The 25,137-nt window shown below is 37.4% G+C and carries 19 protein-coding genes; 12 read left to right on the plus strand and 7 right to left on the minus strand.

Annotated elements, in window-relative coordinates:
- The 4 genes from A8L44_RS09330 (at position 1) to A8L44_RS09345 (ending at position 5,753) form a co-directional block, all read left to right on the plus strand.
- Positions 1 to 1,920, plus strand: coding sequence for a PTS fructose transporter subunit IIABC (locus A8L44_RS09330; protein WP_066104704.1), 1,920 nt, complete (start codon positions 1 to 3; stop codon positions 1,918 to 1,920).
- A 395-nt stretch (positions 1,921 to 2,315) separates the two neighbouring features.
- Positions 2,316 to 3,761 carry a peptidoglycan endopeptidase gene (locus A8L44_RS09335; protein ID WP_066104705.1) on the plus strand — a complete coding sequence of 482 codons (1,446 nt, stop codon included), beginning with the start codon at positions 2,316 to 2,318 and terminating at the stop codon, positions 3,759 to 3,761.
- Between the two features lie 126 nt (positions 3,762 to 3,887).
- The gene (locus A8L44_RS09340) at positions 3,888 to 4,910 is read left to right on the plus strand and encodes a DUF2804 domain-containing protein (protein WP_066104707.1); all 1,023 of its coding nucleotides are present in this window, start codon (positions 3,888 to 3,890) and stop codon (positions 4,908 to 4,910) included.
- 213 nt (positions 4,911 to 5,123) lie between these two features.
- The gene (locus tag A8L44_RS09345; protein ID WP_066104710.1) at positions 5,124 to 5,753 is read left to right on the plus strand and encodes a nitroreductase family protein; all 630 of its coding nucleotides are present in this window, start codon (positions 5,124 to 5,126) and stop codon (positions 5,751 to 5,753) included.
- Positions 5,754 to 5,803: 50 nt separating this feature from the next.
- Here A8L44_RS09345 and A8L44_RS09350 read toward each other — a convergent pair whose 3' ends face one another.
- A complete protein-coding gene (locus tag A8L44_RS09350; RefSeq protein ID WP_066104713.1) occupies positions 5,804 to 6,613 on the minus strand; it encodes a class I SAM-dependent methyltransferase in 810 nt (269 codons plus the stop codon).
- 378 nt (positions 6,614 to 6,991) lie between these two features.
- Entirely contained in the window at positions 6,992 to 9,694 is a 2,703-nt protein-coding gene (locus A8L44_RS09355) for an ATP-binding protein (protein ID WP_066104715.1), read from the minus strand.
- A gap of 424 nt (positions 9,695 to 10,118) precedes the next feature.
- Here A8L44_RS09355 and A8L44_RS19480 point away from each other — a divergent pair, with 424 nt between their 5' ends.
- Entirely contained in the window at positions 10,119 to 10,385 is a 267-nt protein-coding gene (locus A8L44_RS19480) for an ester cyclase (protein ID WP_077248057.1), read from the plus strand.
- A 140-nt stretch (positions 10,386 to 10,525) separates the two neighbouring features.
- Here the strand turns inward: A8L44_RS19480 and A8L44_RS09365 are convergent, their stop codons facing one another.
- The 3 genes from A8L44_RS09365 to A8L44_RS09375 form a co-directional block, all read right to left on the minus strand.
- Positions 10,526 to 10,963 carry a GNAT family N-acetyltransferase gene (locus tag A8L44_RS09365; protein ID WP_077248058.1) on the minus strand — a complete coding sequence of 146 codons (438 nt, stop codon included), beginning with the start codon at positions 10,961 to 10,963 and terminating at the stop codon, positions 10,526 to 10,528.
- An 18-nt stretch (positions 10,964 to 10,981) separates the two neighbouring features.
- On the minus strand, positions 10,982 to 11,461 hold the full coding sequence (locus A8L44_RS09370; protein WP_066104721.1) for a GNAT family N-acetyltransferase: 480 nt from the start codon (positions 11,459 to 11,461) through the stop codon (positions 10,982 to 10,984).
- Between the two features lie 131 nt (positions 11,462 to 11,592).
- Positions 11,593 to 13,386 carry a M3 family oligoendopeptidase gene (locus A8L44_RS09375; protein WP_066104724.1) on the minus strand — a complete coding sequence of 598 codons (1,794 nt, stop codon included), beginning with the start codon at positions 13,384 to 13,386 and terminating at the stop codon, positions 11,593 to 11,595.
- A gap of 209 nt (positions 13,387 to 13,595) precedes the next feature.
- Between A8L44_RS09375 and A8L44_RS09380 the strand changes: the two genes are divergently transcribed.
- From A8L44_RS09380 to cydC, 5 genes are all read left to right on the plus strand, one after another.
- Complete coding sequence (locus tag A8L44_RS09380) at positions 13,596 to 14,369, plus strand: hypothetical protein (protein WP_066104727.1); 774 nt, start codon at positions 13,596 to 13,598, stop codon at positions 14,367 to 14,369.
- Positions 14,370 to 14,767: 398 nt separating this feature from the next.
- A complete protein-coding gene (locus A8L44_RS09385) occupies positions 14,768 to 16,159 on the plus strand; it encodes a cytochrome ubiquinol oxidase subunit I (RefSeq protein WP_066104730.1) in 1,392 nt (463 codons plus the stop codon).
- On the plus strand, positions 16,156 to 17,166 hold the full coding sequence (gene cydB, locus A8L44_RS09390) for a cytochrome d ubiquinol oxidase subunit II (RefSeq protein WP_066104733.1): 1,011 nt from the start codon (positions 16,156 to 16,158) through the stop codon (positions 17,164 to 17,166). Before A8L44_RS09385 ends, cydB begins: the two co-directional genes overlap by 4 nt.
- 2 nt (positions 17,167 to 17,168) lie before the next feature.
- Positions 17,169 to 18,908, plus strand: coding sequence for a thiol reductant ABC exporter subunit CydD (gene cydD, locus A8L44_RS09395; RefSeq protein ID WP_217491082.1), 1,740 nt, complete (start codon positions 17,169 to 17,171; stop codon positions 18,906 to 18,908).
- On the plus strand, positions 18,901 to 20,682 hold the full coding sequence (cydC, locus tag A8L44_RS09400; protein WP_066104739.1) for a thiol reductant ABC exporter subunit CydC: 1,782 nt from the start codon (positions 18,901 to 18,903) through the stop codon (positions 20,680 to 20,682). The genes cydD and cydC overlap by 8 nt, the downstream gene beginning before the upstream one ends.
- Before the next feature lie 46 nt (positions 20,683 to 20,728).
- Here cydC and A8L44_RS09405 read toward each other — a convergent pair whose 3' ends face one another.
- Positions 20,729 to 21,703, minus strand: a complete 975-nt coding sequence (locus tag A8L44_RS09405) for a cation diffusion facilitator family transporter (RefSeq protein ID WP_066104742.1) — start codon at positions 21,701 to 21,703, stop codon at positions 20,729 to 20,731.
- A 362-nt stretch (positions 21,704 to 22,065) separates the two neighbouring features.
- On the opposite strand from A8L44_RS09405, the gene A8L44_RS09410 reads away from it, so the two are divergent.
- Both A8L44_RS09410 and A8L44_RS09415 read left to right on the plus strand, forming a co-directional pair.
- A complete protein-coding gene (locus tag A8L44_RS09410) occupies positions 22,066 to 22,494 on the plus strand; it encodes a MarR family winged helix-turn-helix transcriptional regulator (RefSeq protein ID WP_175354269.1) in 429 nt (142 codons plus the stop codon).
- A 14-nt stretch (positions 22,495 to 22,508) separates the two neighbouring features.
- Positions 22,509 to 23,702 (plus strand): MFS transporter, encoded by a 1,194-nt coding sequence (locus A8L44_RS09415; RefSeq protein ID WP_066104746.1) that lies wholly within the window; start codon positions 22,509 to 22,511, stop codon positions 23,700 to 23,702.
- A gap of 392 nt (positions 23,703 to 24,094) precedes the next feature.
- Here the strand turns inward: A8L44_RS09415 and A8L44_RS09420 are convergent, their stop codons facing one another.
- Complete coding sequence (locus tag A8L44_RS09420; protein ID WP_066104749.1) at positions 24,095 to 25,117, minus strand: LacI family DNA-binding transcriptional regulator; 1,023 nt, start codon at positions 25,115 to 25,117, stop codon at positions 24,095 to 24,097.
- Positions 25,118 to 25,137 lie beyond the last annotated feature (20 nt).

Genomic DNA, 25,137 nt, shown 5'->3' on the forward strand with positions numbered 1-25,137 from the left:
ATGAGAATCACAGACCTGTTAAAGAAAGATACTATTATCCTGAATCTTTCATCCAGTAACAAAAAAGAAGTTATTGATGAACTTGTCAGCAAACTAGATCAAGCAGGCAAACTGAAAGATCGTAAAGGATATCATGAAGCAATCATGAAACGTGAAGAGCAAAGTACAACCGGTATCGGTGAAGGGATTGCAATCCCCCATGCTAAATCGGCAGCTGTTAAAGAAGCGGCCCTATGTTTCGGTCGTTCCATTAACGGAATTGATTATGAATCATTGGATGGGCAGCCCGCTCGCCTGTTCTTTATGATAGCTGCGCCTGACGGAGCAAACGATACTCATCTTGATACCTTATCCAAGCTGTCATCTATGTTAATGTATGATGATTTCCGTCAGGCCATTTTGAAAGCTGCCTCAGAGGATGAAATCCTCTCTATTATTGATGCCAAACAGAATGAGCTTGAAAATGAAGATTCAAAAGATCAGCCTGCTCCGGATACTGCAGAGGCAAATGAAGAAGGTTATGTGTTAGCCGTCACTGCCTGTCCAACTGGAATTGCGCACACCTATATGGCAGCGGATGCCTTAAAAGCAAAAGCGAAAGAAATGAATGTAAATATTAAAGTAGAAACAAATGGTTCCACCGGAATCAAAAACCCTCTCACTGCTGAAGATATTCAAAAAGCAAGTGCAATCATTGTTGCTGCAGACAAAAACGTTGAAATGAATCGTTTCAATGGCAAACATGTGATTCAAGTTCCAGTAGCACAGGGAATCCGTAAGCCAGAAGAACTAATTAACCGTGCTTTAAAACAGGATGCCCCAATTTATGAAGCCAAAGGCGGATCCACTAATCAAGATAGCGGGAATCAGGAGAAAAAAGGGATAGGCTCTCAAATATATAAACACCTCATGAGCGGTGTAAGTAATATGCTTCCATTTGTTGTCGGCGGCGGTCTCTTAATTGCCCTTTCCTTCTTATTTGGCGGAATTAAACCTACGGATCCAACGACACCGGGCTACAATGAATTTGCTGCAGCACTCAACACCATTGGCGGCGGAGACAAGGGTGCGTTCTTCTTATTAGTACCCGTACTTGCCGGTTTCATTGCCAGCTCGATTGCAGATCGCCCAGGTTTCATGCCCGGTATGGTCGGCGGATTATTGGCTGCAACGGCCGGCGCAGGCTTCCTTGGTGGATTAATCGCTGGTTTCCTTGCAGGGTATGTGACTCTTGGTGTGAAAAAAGCTTTCAATTGGCTGCCAGCTTCTTTGGAAGGTATAAAACCCGTATTGCTATATCCTTTATTTGGCCTATTAATCACCGGTCTAATTATGATATTCATCATTAATGACCCGGTTGTGGCCATGAATAAAGGGCTGACTAATTGGCTTGAAAACTTAAGCGGTACAAACGCAGTGTTCCTTGGTTTAATCGTTGGCGGTATGATGGCTGTTGATATGGGAGGTCCTATCAATAAGGCTGCTTTCACATTTGGTATAGCAGCAATTGCTGCCGGAAATGGTGTACCCCATGCAGCTGTTATGGCTGGAGGGATGGTACCACCTCTTGGCATCGCACTATCCACTACGCTCTTTAAACAGAAATATACTGACTCGGAACGTAAGTCTGGTCTTACAAACTATATTATGGGCGCATCCTTCATCACGGAAGGAGCAATACCCTTTGCAGCAGCAGATCCGATTCGAGTTATCGTCAGTTCTGTAATCGGTGCTGCTACGGCTGGAGCCTTATCTGCAGCATTTGGCTGTTCGACTCCCGCCCCACACGGCGGACTCTTTGTATTCTGGTTAATTGATAATCGCTACATGTACCTTCTAGCCATCCTAATCGGTTCACTTGTAACAGCTGTTCTTTTAGGTTTCTGGAAAAAGAATGCAACTATTAAGGATGTTGCGTAAGCAAAAAAGAAAGAATGACCTTGTTTCTGGTCATTCTTTTTTTATATGCACAGATATCCGCATATAATATCTAATTTCTTTGTTGACGGCTGAGCTTAATTCTTCGTATAGGTATATAACTGCCTATTGGTTCACTATCATAAAATTTACACTTCCCTAAATTTGTACGTTTGCAACCAGAATATTCACTCACCCCTACTCAGGTATTAAATCCCTCCCATTGTTAATTATTCTAAAAAAATAAAAAATAGTAAGTTTTATTTCTAAATTTTATTAATCTCATATTCTTACAACAACGAAAATTAACACTTATAACTTTAATCTAAAATTTTACTATGCTAATATAATAACGATATTGTATTTTTATCAAATAGCTAGTAAAGGAGTTGATTAAAATGAAGCATATAAAAGTTGTGACCCTCACTACAGCTGCAATCATGTCGACTGCTTTTGCTCAAGAAGCCTCTGCAGCATCGACATATACAGTTAAAAAGGGGGATACACTTTCTTTTATTGCCTCAAAATTCAAAACAACGGTTTCGAATTTAAAGAAGTTGAATGATTTGACAGGTGACATTATTTATCCAAACCAAGTCATCACAGTATCTAGCAGTACATCATCATCCGGTATTACCGAACGTTCTATCAGTTCTAAAACTTACACCATTAAATCAGGAGATACTTTATCAGCAATAGCTGCTAAGCACTCTACGACTGTAAGTAAACTAAAGAGCTGGAATGATTTAAAGAATGATCTCATTTACCCTGGTCAAATTATTAAAGTGGCCGAAGGTGCTTCCGGATCCTCATCAAGCACCAATCATTCTTCTTCCGGAAGTACATCAGTGTCTACCAATCAGACATATACGGTAAAGTCAGGAGACACATTAAGTAAAATCGCCCGTAAATATTCAACTACGGTCAGTCAGCTTATGAGCTGGAACAACCTATCGAGTACAGTTATTTATCCGAATCAAACGTTAAAGGTGACTAAGTCTTCAACTACTACTGGATCTAGCAGTTCAAGTTCTACAAGTTCTTCCAGCAGTAGTTCATCCGCTACTACTTATACGGTGAAATCTGGCGATACGTTAAGTAAAATTGCCAACAAGCATTCAATTACGGTCAGTCAACTTAAGAGCTGGAATAACCTATCCAGTACAATTATTTACCCTAACCAAGTGTTAAAGGTGTCTAAGCCTTCTACTACTACAGGGTCAAGCAGCTCTTCAAGCTCTTCCGGCAGTACTGCTACTTCAACGACCTATACAGTTAAGTCGGGGGATACGCTAAGTAAGATTGCTAAAACCTATTCCTTGACCGTTTCACAAATCAAATCGATGAATGGGTTAAAATCTGATGTGATTTATGTGGGGCAAAAGCTGAAAATTTCAAAGGCAGCAAGTGATTTGCCTTCTGTTTCCGAACCTTCAAGCGGGTCTTCTTCCGCTCAGGAAACAATAGGAAACTCAGCTTTTACATCTAATCTGATTTCCATCAGTAAAAGCTTGATCGGCACAAAATATGTGTGGGGAGGAACAACACCATCTGGGTTCGATTGCAGCGGTTTTCTTTATTATGTCTTTAATAAAGCGGGACATTCTATGCCAAGATACACGGCTGAAGGTTTCTTTAATCGTTCCTATTATGTAAGTTCTCCTCAGCCTGGAGATCTCATTTTCTTTTCCGGTACATATAAGAAAGGAATCTCCCATTTAGGCATCTATCTAGGAAATAATGAATTTATTCATGCTGATAACAGCGGAGTACGTATTACTAGTACAAACAACAGCTATTATAAAAAACATTTTGATAGTTATAAGCGATTATACGCTAATTAAGATTCAGCGAGCGGGTTCTATTACCCGCTCGCTGTTTTTTCACCAATAGACTCACCTTCCCTCTAATGATAAATTAATAATAGATCTGTGCTACAAATAGTAATTCTAATAGAAAGGTTGTTAAGGATGAGTCATATATATAATGAAAGAGAAATAATAGAACCAGTTCATTTATGCGATGAAAAAGGTAATTTAATACCTGATAGCATAGGCTGGTCGAGAAAGCCTCTTATCAGCGGAAATGTCACTGGACGCTTTCTTCGTAAAAAGAAATGGAACTATTGGTGTATAACAAATAAAGATGTTCTTTTTTCGGCTACAATCAGCCATTTAGATTTCGCAATGGTTTGCTTTGTTTATTATCTCGATTTAAACACCAAGACATTTTTTGAGAAAACAGCCTTATTTCCTTTTAAAAGTAATAAAGCGCTCCCTAATGATGTATTGGCGAGTACTAAACTCACCTCCAAACAAATGGACATCGCTATATTATGGGAAAATAATCGTTTTCAGCTGAACGTAGAGATTCCTAATTTTAACGAAAAACCGTTGCTGGCAAACTTTGAAATTAGCTATCCTGAAACGGATTCGTTGAGTGTTGTCATACCCTGGAGTGATCAAACATTTCAATTAACAACGAAAATGCACTGTCTTCCTACTAAAGGGACGCTGACTATTGGGTCTAAAACCTATCAATTTACTCCTGATGAAAGCTATGCCAGCTTAGATTACGGACGAGGTATCTGGCCAAGAAACTGTACCTGGAATTGGGGAATGGCATCTGGTAAACAAGGAAATGATGTAATTGGTCTAAATTTTGGCGGACAATGGACTGATGGGACAGGCTTTAATGAAAATGCAGTATTAGTTAATGGACGGCTGACAAAAATCAGTGAAGATATGAAATTTCACTATAATAAACATGATTTCATGCAGCCATGGAAGATTGACTCTTTGGCGACTGATTGTGTAAGGCTCACCTTTACACCTCTATATGAACGGATCGCCAAGACTGATGCTATTATAGTGAAATCAGAAGTACATCAAATGGTAGGCTATTATAACGGAGAAATACGCTTACCGGACAGCACTATCCTGACAATCAAGCAAATGCTTGGCTGTATTGAAGACCATATAGCAAAATGGTAGATTGATGTTCACTTATTCAAATATAGATATACGGAGTTGCCTAAAAAAAAGTTAGTTTTCTTCATGTTTTTTCACAATCCATATCGTTTGCGTTCCTAACTGGCGATTGAGTTGACAAATGTAAGTTGCAACATTACAATTTACTTGTTACTTACTAAAAATAAGCAAAGCATATAATAATAACTTTATTTATGGAACTGTGGGGGATTTACTTTGTCAAATGTACATAAAGATTTATCAACGATTATTAAGGAACGTCATTCGATCAGACAGTATGATGCTTCTTTTAAAATTTCCGAAGAAGAATTAAAAAGCATCCTTGAGGAAGCTACTTTAGCTCCATCTTCTAGCAATATGCAGGCTTGGAGCTTCATCGTAGTTAAAGATGAGGATAGAAAGAAAGATCTTGCCTTATATGGTAACAATGCAAAGGTGGCTGAAAATGCATCTGCTGTTATTGCTGTCCTTGGGGATACTGAAATGTATAAAAAAGCAGATCAAATCTACGATATGATGTTTGAAGCAGGCTATGTTGACGAAGAAAATAGACAAAGGCTCGTGAATGATGTTAAACGGGTCTATCCGGGTGCACCTTTAGAAACAAGAGCTAATATGGCAAGCTTTGATGCCGGTCTTGTTTCCATGCAATTAATGCTGATAGCGAAAAATCGTGGGCTGGATACCATTACGATGGGCGGCTTCGATAAAACTGCTTTTGCTAAAAATTTCAATGTGGACGAAAGATATATTCCATTAGTATTAATCGCAATTGGTAAAGCAGAGGGAGATCATTACTTTAAAACCGTACGCTTACCTGTAGAAGATATTACTACATTTATCTAATCGAGATGATATAAGGATAGAGCTGTCACACTAGTTGGCAGCTCTATTCTTCATTTTTTCAGACCAATATAAAGTAAATGTGATGATGTACCGAGCAGAGATGGTTCCTTTGCATACTCAATCAACAGGTCTACTATTTTTCCCATTTCGCCTTCACCCTTCTCTCTCCAATAATTCCACTGATGATTTGTAACCATAGAACCTATATTAGATCCTATTAAAGCTACTTTTTCAAATCCACTTGATTTCATAAATGGATCTATATCTTCTACACGATAATAGTATGCACCCGTAAATCTCCCACTATCTGCATGATTAAAACAGCCGGTTTCGGTAAACTGTCGAATGGCATCCACCGTGTTGTTTGGCCGCCAATGTTCAGGACAGATGAGTGAATTTAACATGTGCTTTACTCTTGGCATAAATGCTATGAAAACAAGGCCGTTTTTCTTGGTTACACGATATAATTCTTTTACCGCCATCAATCGATCCTCTTCCTGCTGCAAATGGTATAGTGGCCCTAGCATTAATGAAGCATCGAATTGTTCATCTTCTATTGCAGACAGGTCTCTTGCATCTATGTTATAAAACCCATCAAATTGGGCAAACAGTCCCAATTCCCGCGCTTTATCTTCAGCAATATCAACCAAGCTCGGTGTCAGATCCGACAGGGTAACGCGATACCCCTCTTCAGCCAGCTTAAGCGAATATTTCCCTGGGCCTGCTCCATTGTCCAAAACAGTACCTGATGGAGTTAAATATTTTTTAATATAATGCCAATTCACCTGAAACTCAATTGGTTCCCTGTCTAATCTGCCCCACTCATCAAATTCACTATAGTAATCAACAATCTCATTCATACCGATCCCCCTTTAAACTATAAAACGATTTGACTACTTATGTTCAAGAAAGAGAGCTTAAAACCCTCCTAATTGTTAAAAATATTATTCGTGAAGCAGGAAAACAACCATTCCCTCTATGCTTGTGATTTATGATAAAGAACTAAAATAGATTAGAAAATTAAAATCCTTCAAAGAGGAATTAGTGCCATAGAAGCACAAATTAACAATCAATGATTTGACTCCAAGTCTACTGAATGAACCTACTACTAGTAGAGAATAAACCTATATTACAGAAGATTTCTTTTCTGTCCTTCCATAAAAAAAGCCGCTCAAATTGACTCCAATTGAGCGGCAAAAACATTAACTTTTTGAAATGAATCCTTATCTATTTTCCTTTTAATTCATCCATACTCTCATCACGGATATTAATTGCTCCAGGTTAATTGGTTTACTGATATAGTCTGATGCACCAGCCGCTAAGCATTTTTCACGATCGCCCTTCATTCCTTTTGCTGTTAAGGCAATAATCGGTAGTGATGCAAACTCTGAATTCTGACGGATACGTTTCATCGTCTCATATCCGTTCAATTCAGGCATCATAATATCCATCAGGATCATATCAATCTGGCAATCCTTTTTTAGAATCTCCAAGCATTCGATTCCATTATGAGCTACTAAGACTTCCATTTTCTTTTTTTCAAGAATTGCTTTTAGTGAGTATATGTTACGCTGATCATCATCTGTAATAAGCACTCTTTTTCCATGATGTATGTCCAATTGGATATCATTTGGTTCTTTAGCCGCAGCCACTTCTGCTATCATCTGATGATATTGATCCCCTTGATTTACATTAATATTTTCCTGATTCTGTAGATACGGTATATAAAGAGTAAACGTACTACCTTTCCCTACTTCACTTTCAACAAATATATGACCGTTAAGCAAATAGGATAATTTTTTGCAGATTGATAAACCTAAGCCTGTTCCACCATATTTTTGTACAGTAGATCCGTCTCCCTGTTGAAAGGCCTCAAAAATGGTTTGTTGCTTATCTTTATGGATTCCTATACCTGTATCCATGACAACAATTTTTATCCACTCGTCAGTTTGAGTGGTATTATGGTTATCTTTTTCATCACATGTATGGATTATTTTTTCCACCTTCACAGACACTTTTCCTCGTTCTGTGAACTTAATAGCATTTGATAGTAAGTTTTTTACGATCTGCTGAATTTTTTGTACATCTGTATAGAAATAGGAAGGTAGATTCTCATCTATTTCAATGGTGAAACCAAGTTGTTTTCTTTCGGCTTGTGGCGAAAATATATTTAAGGTTTCAACCAACTCACTGATGTTCATTTTGCTATATGTGATTTCAGACTTTCCAGCTTCTATTTTTGAAAGGTCAAGTATATCGTTAATTAAAGATGTTAAACTGTCTGCAGCCGAATAAATATATTCAATATACTCTTTTTCCTCTGCTGAAAAACAATCACTATCTATGTCTATTAACATCTCTGCAAGAATTAAAATACTATTTAAAGGAGTACGAAGTTCATGGCTAATATTCGCCAGAAATTCGGATTTATAATTTGAGCTTAGCTGCAATTGTTCATTTTTAATTCTTAATTCTTCCTGGGACTGTTCAAGTTCCTTCGTTTTTTGTATAGCTTCTTGCTCACGTTCTTCCAGAAGTTCATTAATCGTCATTAATTCTTCTGACTGTGAATGAAGCTCTTCAGTCTGAACCTGCAATTCTTCAGTCATTGCTTTTGACTCATTTAGCAAACATTCAATTTCCATTCTATTTAGAACACTGTGTATAGCCAAACCGAGAGATTCATTCACCTGCTGAATGGCTTGGTATTGTATATCTGAAAAGCCTGTTATACTTGCAAATTCAAGAACCCCAATCGTGATGTTTTCATAAATAATCGGGACAACCAAAAACGCTTTAGGTTTTGTCTCAAACAAGCCTGTTGAAAGTAATTGGTAATCTTCCGGGATATCTTCTAACAGGACTATTTGTTGATCAACAGCTGCCTGTCCAATGATTCCTTCACCCAACTTAAAATGATCTTTTCCACCATCACCATAGGAAGCTGCACGATAAAAACATGTTTCATCAGCTTGACCCCTCAAATAGAGCGCCCCAATCGAAGCACCTACTAATGGTGCAAGCTTCCCTTGAAGACGTTTTGCAAATTCATTTATATCAAAGACACTTTGTGTTAAGCTTGTTATTTCATTAATTTTTGATAGCACCCAGTTCTGTATCTTGATATCTTTCAAATACGCTTTCTCATTTTTATTGTAGATTTCTAAAGACACGGACATATTATTAAAAGCTTCAGCAATCAGACCTATTTCATCATCCGTTTTTACTTCAAGCCTGTGGAGGGTCGATGGATCATTTAAATCAATTTCTTTCAATACAGTTGTTATTTGTTTTAAGTCCTTTGTTGTTGAACGAATAACCCAGTATCCAATTAACCCAATTAACCCGCAGGAAGTTATTGTTAACAAGAAAACAACCTGACACAAATGATTGTACTTTTCACTTGCCCGTTTAAATGCGCCCTCCATCATCTCCTCTTGATAGCTAATAAACTCTTCTATTGACTCTGTTAGCTTAGAACTTGATTCCTCTATTTTCTTCCAATTTTTACTAACGTACTCATTGTCTTGTATTAGTTCCATTATGATTATTCGTTCGTTTTCTTTGTATATACGATATAGGGATGCGCAATCCATTAATATTTCCCTAGCTTCCTCATTTAGTGTCATACCATGGATTTTTGCAAAATGTTCTTCAATCTTGACATGATTTTCAGCAAGTTTATCTTGTATAGTAGCTGATGTTACTCCTGATAGATCATTCGCAATACTCCCAACCAACATTTTTGATGAACTGACGTTCTTTTCTATCTCATAAGTATAATTCACTTTTTTATATCGATTTTCTACAATTTCTAATAAGTCCTCACGGGAGCTATTTAAATTCTGGATGGTCATTACCGAAAAGAGTACGATTACCACCATAATCAGGATTATAGAAATTTGGAATCTCCTTCCAAATCCTAATTTACTGCTAATCATCATCCTCATCCTCTACGCTTAGTATTCAACCTAACTATTTTAATATCCTAAGTTTTCTATTTATACCGGTATTATTAGCCAGTTCATACAAAATACTGTATGACTGATTGAACAACAATCAACAAGCTATATATAAGAAAATAGTAATCAAAAAAAGTGAGCCACTTCTCTGTATTCCAATATTACAGCTTTTATTTTGAAAAGAAATACAGTTTTTTTGGCGACGTTTCGAATTTGTATAATGAGATAAAATGGAGGTGTTTACTTTGCGAAGCGTTGATAAAAAAGAAATCGTTAAAGTATGGTTTCGGGATGTATTTACGGACGGGAATACAGATATTTTAAAAGATATTGCATCAGCGGATATGGTTACTCATTCTCAGGGAAATGACGAGGGCTATGTCGGTATCGAGCACTTTAAAAATTGGCTATCCTGGTATTACACCTCTTTTTTGAGCGCGAATGGACTGTTCATGACACGATTGAAGAAGGGGATAAAATCGTTGCATGCTATAGCGGATATAGCATTTATAAAGGCGGATTACTGGATATTCCTTCTGAAAATCAACAGGTTAAAGAAACGGGTATCATCATATTTCGAATCGAGAATGGTAAAATTGCCGAACAATGGTGTGAAATGAGTGATTTACAGCTTATTCAGCAGTTAAGAGTTAAATTTGCTACAAACTAAATTATGTAGAGCTATTCTTTTAAGAATTTCCACTGAATGGCTCTTTTAATCCATTTTTTTCGATTTGTTCCATATAAAAACACATGATTTTAACCGCATCCACTGTAATATAGTAATATTTTGGTAGTAGAATTTAATAATCAATTAGATGAATTAACACTTCTGATTCTTTTTTGTAAAAAATATTGATGATGTCCTTCTGGATGATTTTCAATCACTCCAAATACGGAAAATCCGTTTTTCTTATAGAAGTCTGGCGCTTGAAAGCTGAATGTATCCAACATCAGAAGTGTACATCCTTTTTCTATTGCATAGTTTTCAACTCTTGCCAGAAGCTCTTTCCCTACTCCTTTTTGTCGCAATTGATCGTCAATCCACAGGAAATCAATCTGCATTCTTCCCCAGCTGTAATGAGCTGCGATTCCGCCCTGTATATGATTGTGGTCGTCCTTTACCACATAGGTGACTTTCCCATAAGCTGTATTATTATGCTCCGGCAGTTTTTGGCGATTAAAATCAATTAAATGTTCCCGGATAAACACTTGATCTCCTTCGGTGCCGAGCTCTATTTTAATCACTCAAACAACCTCTCCTTCTTAATCAACGAGTTCTTTATACATTAGTATATCGTCCACATACTGACCATTCAGAAAAAATTCTCCCTTTAATACCCCTTGCTCAATATAGCCATTCCTCTTATAGAAAGAAATAGCTGGTGTATTTGTGGACAATACTCTTAAAGAAATTTTTCGAATCCCACGCTTCTTCCCCTCTTCATCTAAAAACTGCAGTAATTTACTGCCTATACTCTTTCCCTGAAAGTCAGGATGGACACCAATCGCCATTTCCCATACATGACAATTGCTCTCCAGTGGAGTAGGATATTTAACAGACATATAGCCCGCAACTCTCCCGTCCTCAATTGCGACAAACATGCTTCCCGGCGGAAAATGCTGAGCATAATCGGCTACTGATTCCCAAACAATCGGCATCGGTGTATTTGTATAATTCCAAATCAAATTTTCAAGTTCTATTAATTGTTCGTAGTCCTCAATTCTTGATGAACGTATAACCATTTAATATCTAATCCCCTTTTCAACCATCTATCCTATAGTTTACTCTTTACATGCTTGAATGATCTATCAAAGTCAAAAAGCATTGCCACCCTCTAAAGAATGACAATGCCACACAAAAGGAATTTCTCCCTTTATTTCGTTAATTCAAGGAATTCATTTACATCAGCAATTGCAAGATCCACACCAGCCTGCCAGAAATCTGGTTTCGTTAGGTCTACACCTAAATGTTTCATCGCAAGCTCCTCTGTTGTCATAGCAGCTGTATCCTGCAATAATGCAATATATTTCTTTTCAAATGACTTACCTTCTTTTAAAGATAAGTGATAAATCCCTAAGCTAAACAAATATCCAAACGTGTACGGGAAATTATAAAATGGCACTTCTGCAATATAGAAATGCAATTTACTTGCCCAGAAGGTTGGATGATATTCACTCAGAGAATTTTGATATGCCTCTTTTTGTGCAGATGCCATCATTTCGTTCAAGCGCTCAACGGAAACCAATCCATTTTTGCGTTCTGTATAATAATTTTTTTCAAAAATAAAACGGGCATGAATGTTCATGAACATAGCAATTGCATTTAGTATTTTGTTATCGAGCAATGTGATTTTTTCTGCATCCGATACAGCAGCACGGACACTGGCATCAGAGCAAATTTGTTCAGCAAATGTAGATGCTGTTTCAGCGACATTCATCGCGTAATCTGTATTAAAGAATGGCTTATCATTTAATACATGGCTGTGGAAAGCATGACCTAGTTCATGAGCAAGCGTTGCTACACCGCTTGGTGAGCCTGAATAGGTCATAAAGATACGTGATTCATTTGTTTCAGGAAAGCTAGTACAGAATCCTCCAGGACGCTTGCCAGTACGGTCCTCTGCTTCAATCCACGCCTTTTCAAATGCTTCCTGGGCAAATTTAGGCAATTCATCACCGAATTTAGCAAAATTATCGATGATAAACTTTGCTCCCTCATCAAATGTGTAATGCATCGGTTCCGTTGTTACGATCGGTGCATCAACATCTACCCAGCTCAATTTCTCTTTACCTAAAAGCTTTGCCTTACGGTTAAGAAACTCTACAAAAGGCTGCTTATTTTTTGCAATGACATCCCACATTACATCCAATGTTTCTTTCTTCATTCGGTTATACTGCAATGGCTCTTTCATAAAATCTTCAACACCATGCATTTTATAATTGGCCAAACGGAAGCCGCCTAAATGATTAATCGTGTCAGCAAACAAAGGGGCTTTTTCTCCCCAGGCTTTTTCCCATTTCTTGAAAATTTCCGCTCGGACTTCTGGATTAGGATCGTCGTGCATCTTATTAAAAGCTTGGCCAGCTGATAAATGAACAGTCTCGCCATCTTCATTTGTATAAGGAATCTCAATCATTTTTACAAGTGAATCGTAATGGGTACTCCACCCGACATATCCATCTACGCGCAATGCATTAATGAGTGCTTCTTCAGCTTCCGATAATTGTTCCTTACCATGTTCCCTTTGCTCATTAATATAGAAAGCTATTTCACTAATTTCTGGTTGTTCGATGATTTCTTGCCAGACAGCATCATTTATTTGGACAAGTTTAATTGTAAATCCTGTAAAAACTGTTTCGAATTCACTTATTAATGTGTATACTTCTCCATTTAATTGATCCGCCTTTGTATCATGGACATTTTGGGCAGTAGCACATTCAAGAAATGCCGATACCTGATAGATTGCTTTTTGCAGTACCTCTGTTTGTTTTAATATAGAAACAATCTCTTTGGTACCGCTAACGTCTGAAGGAGCCTGCCAAGCTTTTACTTCCCCTTTGTATGTATTTAACAGCTCTTTGATTTCAGCTAATTTTGATAGTAATTCAGGTGACTCAGAGCCATTTGGAAATATGTTATCCAAATTCCATGTTAGAGAGTAATTCATTCAAAAACCTCCTGTCTTTTCACAATTTTCAGTATACAACTTTTATTACCAGTTGGATATATATTTTCCTCAATAATAGTACTGTCTCCCATATGCTATCTACTCATCCTCTTGAACCTCTTGATTGGTTACCCTTTTTAATATATAAATCCAATATTATTCCGTATAATGAGAGTTAATACAGCACGAAGAAAATAAGGAGACAGGTTATGGGATATTTTCAATCAGAGGAGACTTATCAATTATTAAATGCAGTAGGAGAAAATATTTTTATTTGTGATGATCAATTAACCATCATATTTATCAATCGTTACGCTGACAAATTAATTCAATGTCTAAGTCCTTTTACCGGTTTATCAAGTAAGGAAGAATATATCGGGAGAAACATAGCAGAATTTGATCAAGGGGGGAACTGCAAGAGGACAATACTCGAAAACGATTCCTTCCCCAATACCAGCAGAATTATATTTTTCAATAAATACACAGCTAAGATTGCAATAAGTCCCTTTACATTCAACAATGGTTTAACAGGTTATATGCTCACTTGGAAGGATGTAACCGATTATGAAGAAGAAATACATAAAGGGCATTCGATGATGGAAGAAATGTATGCTCCTATCATCAAAACAATTCTGGATGATGTACTTTTAATGCCCATTACTGGATTTTTGTCTGAAGATCGTCTTCATAAGATCAAAGAGAAGGCTTTATATGAAAGCTCTGATAAACAGGCTTCCTATATGGTGATTGATTTTACTAGCGTAACTTCACTGGATGACGAATATATTGTGGCAGAGCTGGAGGTCATCTCTCAATCCCTTGCTTTATTGGGTACAGAAGCTATATATACAGGCCTGTCCACTACTCTTGTCCGCCAAATCGTAAACCAGGGAACAAAAATAAAGAATGAAACATTTGCTACGTTTAATCAGGCTATGAATCATATCTGCAAAATAAAAGGCTACAAGTTGGTAAAATATTAATCTTGATCTTCCTCTTCAGCTTGATTTATTAAAATCAAGCTATTCTTTTTGTCAACTGATTTGCAAATGAATGACAATTCGTTTGCGCAGCTTTTGTGACAATATTGTTTCATAAATTTGAATTAATTATAGTAATTTTAGTTTATTTATAGATATTTGCAAATTATAGGACTATTATATCTAATATAAACAAGGTCATTGTAAATTTAACTAATTATTAATATATACATAGGGATAACCTACTAAACAATTTAAACTATTTAAGCCAACTCTTCATTCACGCAAAAATAATTAGTTACTTTTATAATAGAGGTGACAGCACTTTATAAATGGTTTTTTTTCGTCTGTTTTGTGAATGAATGAACAATGCATAAGAATTGAAAGGTGTGAACAGTTAAATGGAAGTATTGGATCTCGCTAGGTTTCAGTATGCAGCAACTACAATCTATCACTTCTTCTTTGTACCACTATCCATTGGATTGGTATTTTTAGTTGCTATTATGGAAACATTGTATTTTTTTAAGAAAAAAGAAATTTATTTGGACATGGCAAAGTTTTGGGGAAATATCTTTCTCATCTCTTTTGCTGTCGGAGTAGTTACAGGAATTATCCAAGAATTCCAGTTTGGAATGAACTGGTCAGAATACTCCCGCTTTGTCGGAGATGTATTTGGTGTTCCATTGGCTATTGAAGCCTTACTGGCTTTCTTTTTAGAATCCACATTCATTGGTGTATGGATGTTTGGGCGTGACCGATTGCCAAGATGGGTTCATTTACTATCTATATGGCTTGTATCAATCGGTACCATTTTTTCTGCCTTGTTTATTCTCGCTGCGAACTCTTTTATGCAGGAACCAGTTGGGATTGCGATTGAGAATGGCAAAGCTGTATTAAATGATTTCGGGGCATTTATCACAAATCCTCAGCTGCTTGTTGAATTTCCACATACGGTCTTTGGGGCTTTTGCAACCGGAGCCTTCGTAGTAGCTGGGATCAGTGCATTTAAAATATTGAAAAAGCAAAACTTAGATGTATTTAAGAAATCATTTACAATCGCTATGATTGTGGCGATGATCTCAGGACTTGGAATCGCATTTACTGGTCACTGGCAGGCACAGCATTTAATGTCCTCACAGCCTATGAAAATGGCAGCCAGTGAAGGTTTATGGGAAGATAGCGGTGACCCGGCAAGCTGGTCGCTAATTGCTAATATTGATGAAGAAACCCGTGAAAACAAGTGGTCTGTTGAAATCCCTTATGCTTTAAGTATCTTAGCCTATAATAGCTTTGAGGGATCTGTAGAAGGAATGAATACACTCCAGGAGAAATACACAGAGCTTTATGGTGAAGGCGATTATATCCCGCCGGTAGGAGCTGTTTATTGGAGCTTCCGCATTATGGTTTTCGCTGGTGCTATTATTATGGGCTTAGCAGCCTTAGGACTATTATTTATCAAGAAAAATAACCTAATAAATCAATCACTCTATTTAAAAGCAATGGTTGGAGCAATAGCCCTTCCTTTTATCGCCAATACAGCTGGCTGGATTATGACTGAAATTGGCCGGCAGCCTTGGACAGTCTTTGGATTATATACGACTGCACAGTCCGTATCCCCTAATGTTACTGCAGGACAGCTGTTAACATCGATTATTGTATTTTTGGGGGCCTATACTGTTCTTGCTGTCGTATTAATCACTCTTATTGTGAAACAAATTAAAAAAGGACCATACCAAACCACTGATACAAAACCAGATGTAGATTTATTTGACAAGGAGGCCTTTGGAGCATGAGTCTAAATGAGTTATGGTTTATCCTTGTAGCTGTTTTATTTATTGGTTTCTTTATTCTTGAAGGCTTTGACTTTGGCGTGGGAATGTCCACTCGTTTTCTCGCGCGTAATCAAAAAGAGCGGGATCAGTTGGTTTCTACCATCGGGCCTTTCTGGGATGCAAACGAAGTATGGTTGATTACTGCAGGCGGTGCTATTTTTGCGGCATTCCCTGAATGGTACGCAACCATGTTCAGTGGGTACTATCTACCATTTGTTTTATTCCTGCTGGCCTTAATTGTACGAGGAGTTGCTTTTGAATTCAGACATAAAGTCCATGAAAAGTGGATCAGTTTCTGGGATTGGATGATATTTGTCGGCAGTATAATACCTGCTTTTGTATTGGGTGTTCTTTTTACTAGCCTTGTACGTGGAATGCCAATTGATGCATCCAAAAATATGTATGCTAGCTTTGGAGATTACTTTGACCCCTACTCCATTGTTGGCGGAATCGCGATGATTGTGTTATGCCTTGTGCATGGTTTAACATTCATCGGCATTCGGACAGAGGGGCAGATTCGTGATCGTGCACGTTCTTTAGTATCAAAAATATATTTAATTCTATTAGCAGGTCTTATAGTTTTCGCCGTACTAACCTATACAATGACAGACTTATTTGAAGTACGGCCGCTCGCTACACCATTATTCCTGCTCGGTGCAGTTGTAACAACCGTATTAGGTTATGTATTCTCAGCAAAGAAAAGGGAAGCTTTAGCCTTCACTATGACGGCTTCAACTATGCTATTTACTGTTACGATGTTATTTGTTGGTCTGTTCCCAAGAGTAATGGTCAGTTCAATTAGTTCCGAATATAACTTAACTATATTGAATGCTTCCAGTGGACCATATACCCTTAAGGTGATGACCATCGTAGCATTAATATTACTTCCCTTCGTTCTTGGCTATCAAATATGGAGCTACTATGTATTCAGAAAGCGTATTTCTGATAAGGAACCGGTGAGTCATTAATGATAAACAAAGAGATTTTAACTATAAAAGGAATAAAGAGCACCATGACATTCCTATTCGTGATTTCTTTATTACAGGGGATTGCCATTATTATTCAGGCCATCTACCTTGCTGAAGGGATTACAAACTTATTTAATGGGGAAAAGCTGTCTGAACAGCTTATCCCCTTCCTTTTATTCGTATTAGCTTTTTTGGTACGCCACCTTTTGACTTTTATTCGTGATAAATGGATGGATCGCTTTGCCTCCGAATCAGGGACAGCGATGCGAAAAGAATTATTGAAGAAATTATTTGAATTGGGTCCTCGATTCACCCAATCCGAAGGGACAGGAAGCTTAGTAACAATGGCTTTAGAAGGTGTTTCCCAGGTTGAAACGTATTTAAAGCTTTTCTTGCCCAAGATGATGAGTATGTTCCTGATTCCTCTGTTAATTGTAGGGTTTATGCTGACGCTTGATTTGACTTCTGCGGGAATTGTAATCATTGTACTCCCTATTCTTTTATTCTTTATGGCTATGCTTGGGATTGCAGCAAAGCGTAAGGCTGATAAACAATATGAATCCTATCAAGTCCTTTCCAACCATTTTGTTGATTCCTTACGTGGCTTGGAAACTTTACGACTTCTGGGCTTAAGTAAAAAGTACGATCGAAATATCAAAAACGTAAGTGAACGTTACCGAAAAGCAACGATGGGGACACTGCGAATTGCATTCCTTTCAACATTCGCGCTCGATTTCTTCACCTCCCTTTCAGTCGCTATTGTCGCCTTATTCCTGGGTGTTCGGCTTATGGAAGGTGCAATTTTATTAGGACCGGCACTTACGGTATTAATCCTTGCTCCTGAATACTTTTTACCGATTCGGGACTTCGGAACAGATTACCACGCTACTTTAGACGGAAAAAACAGTATGTCTGCTATTCAACGGATTATTAATTGGCCGCTTGATCTAAAACAAAAACAAAATACAACATTCTCTACTTGGTCAAATCAGGATTCCTTAACCATTAGCAACTTGACAGTCCAACACATGGAATCCAATCAATCCGCTCTGAATGATCTATCATTTTCATGGAAGGGATACGGAAAAATCGGTATTATTGGCGCAAGCGGTGCCGGAAAATCTACCTTAATTGATGTACTGGGCGGATTTTTAAACCCTACATCCTGCACAGTTACTATTAACAATCATTCCTATTCCTCTTTTAAAGAAATGAGCTGGCAGGATCAATTGCTATATATTCCACAGCATCCTTATCTATTTAATGATACTGTGCGAAACAATATTACATTTTACACTCCAAACGCCAGTGAAGAGGAAATTCAGTTGGCTATTGATCGAGCAGGATTAAAAGAAGTTGTTGATTCCCTACCAAATGGATTGGATGAACAGATTGGAGAAAGCGGTCGTATGCTGAGTGGCGGTCAGGAACAACGAGTTGCTTTAGCACGGGCATTCCTTGATAAAAATAGAAAAATTCTCTTGTTTGATGAGCCAACTGCTCACCTTGATATAGAGACGGAATATGAATTAAAGCAAAATATCGTTCCTTTATTTGACGATCATCTTGTATTCTTTGCGACTCATCGACTTCATTGGATGACAGACATGGACCAAATTATTGTTTTAGATCAAGGGCGTATCGTTGAAATCGGAAGTCATGAGGAGCTATTAAAAAAAGAAGGCCATTATTATCAATTAATTAAAGAACACATAGGGGGAAATGAGGTGCACCATGGCTAAGAAAAAAGACTCTATCTCCATTCTCAATAACTCTTGGGTTGGTCCTTATTTATCCCAAAATAAGTGGCTCTTAACTATCGTAATTGTACTTGGTGTTGGCACGTTCTTTAGCGCAGGTGCTTTAATGTTTACATCTGGCTATTTAATATCCAAATCTGCCACTTTACCAGAAAACATCCTCCTTGTGTATGTACCGATTGTCTTGGTAAGGCTGTTTGGAGTATCAAGGCCAGCCTTTCGTTATGCTGAACGCTTAAGCAGCCATAGCCTTGTTTTAAAAATACTATCGAGTATGCGGGTCCGTTTATATAGGACACTTGAACCAGATGCTTTAGATTTCAAATCCCGATATAAAACCGGCGATTTGCTTGGTGTGATGGCTGATGATATTGAGCATCTTCAAGATTTATATATTAAGACAATCTTTCCGTCTATCATAAGCATCGGTTTATATATGTTAATTGTCTTGGCATTAGGATTCTTTTCTATTCCTTTTGCGCTTCTAATGTTTCTATTGTTATTCGTCCTGATTATTTTGTTCCCTCTCGTATCACTATTAGTGACGCGTGCAAGACATGCACAAATGAAAAATGCAAGAAACGGACTATATCAATCTCTGACAGATGCTGTTATGGGAATTGGTGATTGGATGATTAGTGGCAGACAGTCCGATTTTATCGAATGTTATGAAAAAGATGAAAAAAAGGTTGATGTACTTGAAGCAAAGATCAATCTATTTCAACGAAAACGTAATTTTCTCTTTCAAGCTGTCATATTGGTTATTATTGTGGCACTTGCCTGCTGGATTACCTTACAGGTAGAAGCCGAACAATTCTCTCCTATTTGGATTGCAGCTTTTATTCTAGTAGTGTTCCCATTAGTCGATGCTTTCGCCCCATTATCCGATGCTGTTAGCCAGGTCTCCAGTTATAAAAGTTCATTGGAGCGAATGAATGGCTTACAGGAAGAAAAAGAATTAATAGGATTAACAAACAATGAAAACACGAGCGAATTTGATGATTTGAAGGCACAAACTGCATTGCCTATCACCTTTAATCAGATTAGTTTTTCTTATTCTTCTACTGACGAGAAGGTATTGAATAATTTAAACTTTACCATTCAGCCTGGCGAAAAAATTGCGATGCTGGGTAAAAGCGGAGCGGGGAAAAGTACAATCGTAAAGCTTTTATTAGGTGCATATAAACCTAATCAAGGAAAAATCAGTATAGGAAATAAAGATATTTCTCTTTTAGATTCTCAAATTACAAGCTTCATTTCTGTACTCCATCAGAAACCACATTTATTTGATACAACCGTTATGAATAATATACGGCTGGGCAATCCAAATGCTTGCGATGAAGAGGTATATGAAGCTGCTAAATTAGTTAGGATGCATGATTATATTGAATCTCTTCCAAATGGGTATCAAACGCGTATGCATGAATTGGGAGGGCGTTTTTCAGGCGGAGAACGTCAGCGTATTGCGCTTGCGAGAATACTTTTACAAAAAAATCCGATTGTTATTCTAGATGAACCAACTGTCGGTCTTGATTCGCAAACCGAACGCAGCCTCCTTGAAACCATATTTAAGACGTTAAATGGTAAAACAATGATCTGGATTACCCATCACTTAATGGGTGTGGAAAAAATGGATAGAGTTCTGTTTCTTCAAGACGGGGAAATCAGTATGAACGGTTCTCATGAAGAACTTCTTCAAATGATGCCCCATTATACAAAACTATATAAATTGGATATGCCACAGCTAAATAATTAAAAACAAAAGCGCTTGAGACATATACCCGTCATCAAGCGCTTTGTTTTTATTCTGCTGGCAATTTCTCAGCTTGGTTCCAATTTACCAGGCCATCGTCTTCATCGAATTCGATCATGACATCAACAACGCCCTTTTCCGCTAAGATTTGCTTTTTAAGACGATCTTTAATATCGTCCATATCGGCAACCGTTAAAGACAGATCAATTTCGACACAGACTTCTACATGAAAATCCTCGCCCTCTTTAATTACGACTACCTTCTGAACATCCTTGATATCTTTATCAAGAAGAACCAGATCGCCAATATATTGCTCCATCAGTTCATCAGCTTCACCAAGGGCACCTGCTGCATTGTCGAAGAATACTTTACCAACTACAAATAACATCATCATGCCGATAAGAATGGAGGCAATTCCTTCAGCTGCGTGTAGGTTTGTTAAATGTGATATGACAATCGCGATGATCGCTAAAACCCCACCTGAAGTAGCAACTAGGTCTTCCAAAAACACTAGCCTAGTTGCAGGCTTCGCTTTACCAAAATAGGTGAAGCTTTTATATAAGAAAGACAAGCCTTTCGCTTCCACTCCGACTTCATGCATAATTTCCTTCATTGCTTTAACTAAAACAAAAACTTCGAGAATTACACTGATGGCTAAAACACCGATACTCACCCAAAAATAACTAGATTCACTAGGGTGTAAAATATGCATATATCCTTCTTTTATCGTTTCATAAGACATGATTCCTACTATTAATACCGCTCCCAAAAGAACCAAATTTACCAAGCGGCCAAATCCATTGGGAAAACGTTCGGTCGGTGCTTTTTTACTTAACGCTGACCCAATAAACACAAAGAATTGGTTAGCTGAATCTCCCAAACTATGAAGTGTCTCCGCGAATAATGCCACATTACCAGTAAACATATAAGCTGCACCTTTAATAATAGATATCACTAAGTTGACGATTGCTGCTGTAATTGCGCTTGTATTTCCTTTTTTTAGTAACTGAAATAATTCACCCATAGACCCTACTCCTTCAATTCAAAATAGATACATGCAGATAGAAAAACTAGATATGTAAAGATTAGGCTAGCCTCTGTAATGAAAACTAGTAAGCTATTCCATTAAGACGAGGATTTTAAAAAAATATAAAACATTTTGGATCACACTTCATTTAATTCCTATGTTTGAATTTTCTTCTTCACCTCCTAATCCCTTATCTGTTAATCTCAATTATCTCATCATTTTATTCCCCATCTCTAGTGTATTTACACTAATTTTGAAGAAACAATAATCCAAATGAATTTATTGGTGCTTTTTACTGGATTTATGATCAACACCGGCGTATAGTTACCTAGGTAACTATATTCGAGGTGGTGGTACAATTGTCTATTTCCGGGCACCAGTATTTTTTTCATCAATATTTGCAGACAGCTCGATTATTTACAAAACGATTGAATGATCAATTAGCCAAGCATGATTTATTCCACTCACAATGGGCTATTATTTATTATTTAAAGCACTATGGACCATCCACCCTCGTGGATATTAGTAATTATTTGAATGTGGAAAAACCCACTATTACAAGAACCGTTACCAGACTGCAAGAGCGGGATATTATCGAGCAGATTCCAAGCGATAATAAACGGGAAAAAAGAATTCAATTAACAGAGGCAGGAAGAGAAATTTATATCACCTGCATACACCATGTCAGTGAATTTGAAGAAAAAGTAATGTCAAGTGTATCAGAGGATGAAATAAAAATTATGATGAAGATATTTGGCAAAATGCAGCATCAATTACAGCATGAATAAGGACGTGACTACAAATGGAGAAACCAAGACTTTGGACAAAAAACTTCCTATTAATCTCTTCAGCTAATTTATTTATCTTTTTAACATTTTACAGCTTAATGGTTACTTTAACACTTTATACAATTACTACTTTTCATACGAGCCAAAGTATAGCCGGACTCGCTTCAAGTATATTTGTTATCGGAGCTGTGCTAGTTAGGCCTATTGCTGGCAAAAGAATTGCCCTGGTCGGTGCAAAAAAAATGCTTACGATCAGTCTAGCCTTATTTTTAGCAGCAACTATTCTCTATTTTATGGCGTCGAGCCTTGCACTCTTACTAATCGTTCGATTAATCCACGGTATTTCATTTGGTTTCGCATCAACCGCTACAGGAACACTTGTGGCTGAAATATTACCTTTATCCAGAAGAGGGGAAGGTATGGGATATTTCGCGATGAGTACAAACCTGGCAATGGCTATTGGACCATTTCTAGGCTTAATGATCAGCAATTCCTTTTCTTATACAATTGTCTTTTCGGTTGCCGTTGTCTTTGCTTCGTTAAGTTTCATCTTCACGCTCTTCTTGAATGTTCCAAAGATGCAATTTACAGCTGAGCAAGTCAAGTCGATGAAAGGTCATAAAATAAGTGACTACTTTGAGCTGGCCGCACTGCCTATTGCTATTACAGCTGGGGTCATTGGATTTACATATTCCAGTATATTATCTTATTTAACTTCCTATTCTCAGGAGCTTAATTTAGTATCGACAGCAGGCTTCTTCTTTGTCATGTATTCTATTTGTCTAATACTGACGCGTCCATTTACGGGAAAATGGTTTGATATATACGGTGAAAATACAGTAATCTACCCCTCTCTAATTTTATACACAATCGGGTTGATCGTTTTAAGTCAGACAAGCCACAGTATTACATTGCTTTTAGCAGGCGCTATAATCGGTGTAGGGCTTGGCACTTTTCAATCCAGTGCACAAACTGTAGCAATCAAAATGACGTCTCCCCACCGGATTGGGCTCGCCACCTCCACATTCTTTGTCATGTATGACATTGGGATCGGGATCGGACCATTTGTTCAAGGATTTTATATTCCGGTTTCCGGTTATAGTGGGCTTTATTTAACAATGGCTGTTATCTCGTTTATAGCTATAGGCCTTTATTATGTAGCTCATGGTAAAAAAGCTACTCAAGCTTCAAGAGTTACTCAATATTAATTGAAAAAGTATCGATTCAGCTTATTCATAGCTTGCTTGAATCGATTTTTTCTATAAATGATGTTATTAACCATTCATCTGTATTCAATCAAGTCTTTTACATGCTTATTTCAATAAAAAAAGCTCAAAACAGCCATTTATTAGCCAAACAGATAAGAAATAATCTTATTCTATAGCTTTCCTTGAATATAATTGAGCGATTTTCCATAATAATTGAGCGAAAACAGCACTTAATTGAGGCGATTTCCCCTTTCCATATTTTTTAGTTATATAGCATACATCTCCCTAACTATTAAAATAGGATAAGCGCCTAAACGTATTGTATTTCTTTATCTCCATAACAAAAGCTGTCCAATCAGTTACTCGGTTGAATGATTGGACAGCTTTAAAATTCACTTTATGTTTCTGCAAGATTCCCGTTCAATAAATTGTGTTGGAACCGTCACTCTCTTTGGAAATGTGTTTGGATCCTTTATCTTTTCAATTAAACTTTTTGTTGCTTCAATACCAAGGCGAGATATATGTATTTCTATTGATGTCAGTGGCGGTCTCGAATGCTGAGAAAGAATTTGGTTATTAAAGCCGATAATGGAAAGGTCTCTTGGTACATGGATATTGAGTTTTTCCAAATAACTTAATATTTCATATCCGGTCAAATCATCTTGGGCAATGATAGCTGTTGGCATGGGATTGTAGTTAATTAGATTCTTTAGTGATTCAAAACCTTTATCATTAAATTGATGTTCGTCAATCAGATAATCCCTGCAAAATGGTAGTCCACTCTCTTCCAGCGCCTCCCTGTATCCTTTTAAACGATCAATCGTAACAGCAAAGTTTTCATTTCCTCCAATAAATGCAATATTCTTGTGTCCCATCTCTATCAAATACTTTGTAACATCTTTAGCAACTGTCACATTATCATTATCCACATAGGTAATACTTTTTTCATGCATCAAGGGTCTTCCAATTACGATGAATGGGAAATTAACTTGCTTTAAAAACTCAATCACTTCATCATTTTTACGTGAATACAAGAGTATTAACCCGTCGACCCTTTTTCCTTGAACCATGGAAACAACTTCTTCATAGATACCTTCTTGAGTAAAACTGGTTGATAAATACAAACCATATTTTTGTTCATTCGCACTTCGGCTAATGCCACGTAGAACGACTGAGAAGAAAGGATTTTTAAATGCTTGATAGGCAGTGTCAGGCATAATTACTCCTATAGCCTGTGTACTTTTCCCAGCTAAGCTTTGAGCCTGAAAATTAGGGGTATACCCCATCAGATTCATGATTTCCCGGACTCTCCGTTTTGTTTGAAGACTGATATGCGGGCTATCTTTCAGGACTCTTGACACAGTTGACGGTGCTACATTCGCTTCTCGAGCAACATCTTTAATTGTTACATCCATCAGAGCCACCCCTCAATTCG

Source organism: Bacillus sp. FJAT-27986 (genome assembly GCF_001685035.1).
In the GTDB taxonomy this organism is placed as follows: Bacteria; Bacillota; Bacilli; order Bacillales; family Pradoshiaceae; genus Pradoshia.